Genomic DNA, 4986 nt, shown 5'->3' with positions numbered 1-4986 from the left:
TCCTCAGGCCGTAGCCGCTGGCCTCCAAAGCGCGACAGCAACGCCGCCACTTCGTTCAAGAACGCCCCTTGGCCGAACTTAAGCTCCGCCACGACGCGTTTCGCCATGTCGGGCGCAGGCACCAGTGCCCGGCGCAAGTCCTTCGGCAGCGACTTGATAAGCGCGACGATCTTGTCCGGCGCCAAGCCCGGCACGAGCCAACCAAGGCGATGCGGATCGATCTGCCCGACGGCCTCGCGCGGCACGGTCAGCGTGATCCCATCTTGCGCACTGCCCGGTTCGAGATGGTATTCCAGCGGTAGCGAAACACCATCGATCTCCAGCGAGGTGGGAAAATCGGCGTCGGCCACTTCCATCGCCGCGGGGCGCAGCAAGTCTTCTTTCGTCATCCACAGCAGCTTCGGCTGCGCGCGCTCCGCTTCACGCAGCCACTTGATAAAGCGTTGACCGTCCGTCACATCGGCGGGAATGCGATGGTCGTAATATTCGAATTGCTCCTCTTCGCTCTTCAGCAGATCGCGTTTGCGGAGTTTCGCTTGCTGCGCCTGAAGTTCTTCCAGCAGCACGCGGTTGTGGATGAGCGTCGGCGCCTGGGTTTCCCAGTCTCCTTCCACCAACGCTGAGCGAATGAACATCTCGCGGGACCAAGCGGCGTTCACGACCGAATACCGTGCCGAGCGCCGCGGCACGATCGGCAGCCCCCACAGCGTCACTTTCTCGTAGCACATCACCGCCCCGGATTCACGACTCCAATGCGGATCGTGATACGTGCGCGTGACCAGGTGCGCCGCCAGGGTTTCCAGCCACGTCGGATTGATCCGCGCCGCGCATCGCAAATAGCGGCGATTCGTCTCCACCAATTCCGCCGCGACGAGCCATTTCGGTTTCGACGCGCGCAAGCCGGAGCCGGGCCAAAGCTGAAACTTCACGCCGCCGGCCATCGTGAACTCGCCTTCATCAGCGCGAAAGCCAGAATTGGCGAGCAGACCCGATAGCAGCGAACGATGAATCGCCGCCGAGTCGTCGCGCCGCGGGCCGGATTTCATGCCCGCGTCGCCGGTCAGACGCAATAGCTGCTGATGCACGTCGATCCACTCGCGCATCCGGTTGTACGAGAGAAAGTTCGTGTGGCAAGCCTTCCGCAACTGCGATCCGGATAAAGTGTGCTTGAGTTGGTGAAAAAAGTCCCAGATCGCCAAATAGCTGAGAAAATCCGAATCGGCATTTGCGAACTTGGCATGCGCTTCGTCGGCCGACTGTTGCTTTTCCATCGGCCTTTCGCGGGGATCCTGCGTTTCCAGTGCTGCAGCAATCACCAGCAACTCGTTCAGACAACCTTCCGCGTGCCCGGCCACGATCATCCGCGCAATCCGCGGGTCCACCGGCAGCCGCGCCAACTGCCGTCCCAACGACGTCAATCGATTTTCGGCGTCGATCGCGCCTAGCTCGAACAACGTGTGATACCCGTCGCGCACTACGCCGACTTTCGGCGGATCGAGAAACGGAAACTCCTCGATGTCCCCCAGGTTCAACGCCAGCGTCTGCAGAATCACCGACGCCAGGTTGGTCCGCTGAATCTCCGGCGCCGTGAATTGTTCCCGAGACTGATAGTCCTCCTCGCTGAACAGGCGAATGCACACGCCCGGGCCGATGCGTCCGCAACGCCCTTTGCGTTGATCGGCCGAAGCCCGCGAAATAGGCTCGATCGGCAATCGCTGCATCCGGCTCCGCGGCGCGTAGCGGCTGATCCGCGCGACGCCGGGGTCGATCACATATCGCACGCCCGGCACGGTCAGCGACGATTCGGCCACATTCGTGGCGATCACAATCCGCCGGCCGGAATGCGGCTGGAAGACACGGTCCTGTTCCTTGCCGGACAGCCGAGCATAGAGCGGCAGGATCTCCGTGGTTTGTTTGCCGGCCGAGTGCAGCAACCGCCCGCGCAGAGCCTTGGCGATCTCGTGAATATCCCGCTCCGTCGGCATGAACAGCAGGATGTCGCCCGGCGGCAATTCCAGCAGTTCGTCCACGGCATCGAGCACCGCCCGCATCCAATCGGGATCGTCCTGGGCGTCGTCGTCGACCATGGGGCGGTAGCGCACGTCGACCGGATACGTGCGCCCGGACACTTCAACCACCGGCGCCGGCCCGCGCGACGAGGCGAAGTGCTCCGCGAACCGCGCGGTGTCGATGGTCGCTGAAGTAATGATCAACTTCAAATCGCGGCGCTTCGGCAACAAGCGATGCAAGCAGCCGAGCAGGAAGTCGATATTCAGCGAGCGTTCATGCGCCTCGTCGATGATCAGCGTGTCGTACTGTTCCAGGAACCGATCATGCTGCGACTCGGCCAGCAAGATGCCGTCGGTCATCAGCTTGATGTAGGTCTCCGGGCTCGTCGAATCGGTGAAGCGAATCTTGAAACCGACGTCGCGCCCCAGCGGGGAATTCAGCTCCTGGGCAATCCGCGAGGCCACGCTCCGCGCCGCGATCCGCCGCGGCTGCGTGTGCCCGATCCACCCTGCGACGCCGCGCCCCAACTCCAGGCAGATTTTCGGTAACTGCGTCGACTTCCCGGATCCGGTCTCGCCGCAGAGGATCACCACCTGATGCTCGCGAATCGCCGCGGCAATCTCCTCCCGCTTAGCCGAAATCGGCAACGCGTCGTCATACTGCACGCTCGGCACGCGCTCCGCCCGCGCCTGCCGCCGCGCAACCGAACGTTCCAAATCGGCCACCCATTTGGCGAGCCCGTCGTCGGCCCCTTCCCCACGCTTCGCGCGCTCGCGCAACGCTTCCCACCGCCGGCGCAGCCGAAACTGGTCAGCCAGCATGGCGTTGGCGATCTCGGCGGATCGGTCGGCGAGGGAGGACATGCGGTGATCTGGCGAGGAATTGCGCGCGAACCTGGAATCGAGTATTTTACTCAGATTGGTTCCGGGGCGAGGGGGCTCGCGCCATGGGGCCTCCCAGTCAATTCGAGCGAGGGCGAATTCGTGACCGACGACACACGCGACTCACCGCTCAGCCAGGGCCAGTCGCCAAGCGAGCCGGCCGGAGGCCCAGACACAACGAAAAAGCACAGCCTTACGGAACTTTGCGGATTGGGGGCCGAAGTCTGGCGTGGAATTGACGCGCAGGAGTATGTTCGGGAGGAACGCGCTTCATGGGACCGTGAATTAATCGTGGATCGCGAAACGGCGGTACCAGCAGAATCGGCCGAAAAACAATACATGGACTGTGATCGGCGCGACAAACAAAGCTTTCAATCAATCGTGGCTGAATCGCGTGAAAAGCGAAACTTGCTGGACGCGGACTCGCCGGTTCGAATCGCAATCGACGATCAACTCTTCGTGCAACTTGAAACGCTCATCGAAAACTTGAGTGTCGATGAGCTCCGTGCATACGCTCACTGGCCGCCCTACTTGCGCATTGGACACCTTGACGGTCCTATAATTCATATGCTTGATGACGACGTCCGCCGTGTGTTAGGGAAGACCGCGACAGCAAATCAGCAGGACGTTGTACGATTCCTCAGCGCACAAGACTCGCGTGGCTGGTACGCCGGACTCTTTGAAGTGTGGGTTAAGTCACGATTGATTGCTCAGGGCTACGACGTCTCGTTTGACGCCGTGTTGCCAAACGGTCGAAATACGGATGCCCTCATTGTCCTGAATGGCCGGCGTCTTCGCATCGAATGCACTGTCTTGACAGAGGACGACGAGTCGCGCGCCGTATTTGACCGATTCTTCCAGGAGAGTCAGAACAGTCCGCCAGCTGCGCTAATGCGTCCGGGCCCCTATTGTCCCCTTCATGCAAGGGGCCCAAGCCCTTACTACGACGCACGGCGATTCTATGCGAAGGCATTTGACAAAATTGCCGCCGGACTTAACCCCGATAAATCGCAGTTTGCCAAGGACGACGTGAATCTTCTTTTCGTGTCGTTTGCCGGCGCAGGTGTTTCAAGCTCATCGCCGGGGTATCAATGGGCGATTGATCATCTCACAATCTCTCCACCAGTCTCAAGCAATGCTGGCACTGAGTCGCTGATCCCAGACGTCTCACTTCGTGGCTGGCTGGATTTTGAGATGAATCGCCTTATCGAAGCCGACAATATGTCCACCGACAATTTTGCCGAACGATTCGAACGTCTAGTGGATATGCCACGTCGTGTTAGCGGCTTTGTTCTTTTTGAAAACTGCGCGTTGTTCAAGGCGAGGATGAATTACAACTCCCTCGACAGTTGTTCGATCACCCACGCCGAGATGGCCGAGCTTGAGAACGCATTTCGAGAGAGTCCTTCGTATTGCTAATCCTGTGAATTGCGGTTTCGAGCAAATGGTGCCGCAAGGCGGCTAACCAACCACATCCTTCAGCGCCTCCCCCAATCGCCCAAACCGGTACTCAAACCCAAGTTCCTGCCCCACCTTCGGCGCCACCCGTTGGGACGCCAGCAGCACGTCCGCCACTTCGCCGAATGCTAGGCGGACAGCGAACTCGGGAACCGGGAAGATCGCCGGGCGGTGCAGCGTGGCGGCGAGCGTCTTGGTGAACTCGCGGTTGGTCGCCGGTTCCGGCGCCACGCCGTTGATGGGGCCTTCGAGTTCCGCGTGTTCCGCCGCGAAGAGCAGCATGTTGACCAGGTCGTCGATGTGAATCCACGGCATCCATTGCTTGCCGTTTCCCAGCACGCCGCCGACGCCGAGTTTGAACGGCGTGAGCATCTTCTTGAGCGCCCCGCCGTTTTTGCCGAACACCACGCCAATCCGCACGGAGACCACCCGCATCCCCATGTCGCGCCCGCGCGCCGCCTCGTGCTCCCAGGACTTACAAACATCGGCCAGAAAGCCCGATCCGGCCGGTGAATTTTCGTCGAGCAACTCCTCGCCGCGGTCGCCGTAGTAGCCGACGGCCGACGCGCAAACCAGGGTCTTCGGACGCAGGCCCAGCGAGCCCACGGCGTCGATCAGGTTGCGCGTGGGATACACG

Annotated in this window: 3 protein-coding genes; 1 reads left to right on the top strand and 2 read right to left on the bottom strand. The window is 61.1% G+C overall.

From position 1 onward, the window contains the following. The coding region (gene hrpA / locus SGJ19_00735; GenBank protein MDZ4778759.1) for an ATP-dependent RNA helicase HrpA at positions 1-2873 on the bottom strand (2873 nt) is incomplete at its 3' end. A gap of 120 nt (positions 2874-2993) precedes the next feature. Here hrpA and SGJ19_00730 point away from each other — a divergent pair. Further along, entirely contained in the window at positions 2994-4310 is a 1317-nt protein-coding gene (locus SGJ19_00730; GenBank protein ID MDZ4778758.1) for a hypothetical protein, read from the top strand. A 42-nt stretch (positions 4311-4352) separates the two neighbouring features. Here the strand turns inward: SGJ19_00730 and SGJ19_00725 are convergent. Then, on the bottom strand, positions 4353-4986 hold a 634-nt coding region (locus SGJ19_00725; GenBank protein ID MDZ4778757.1), incomplete at its 5' end, for a TIGR01777 family oxidoreductase.

The sequence above is a fragment of the Planctomycetia bacterium genome (genome assembly GCA_034440135.1).
In the GTDB taxonomy this organism is placed as follows: Bacteria; Planctomycetota; Planctomycetia; order Pirellulales; family JALHLM01; genus JALHLM01.
Note: the sequence above shows the minus strand (reverse complement) of the source record. Positions and strands in the feature narration are given on the sequence as shown.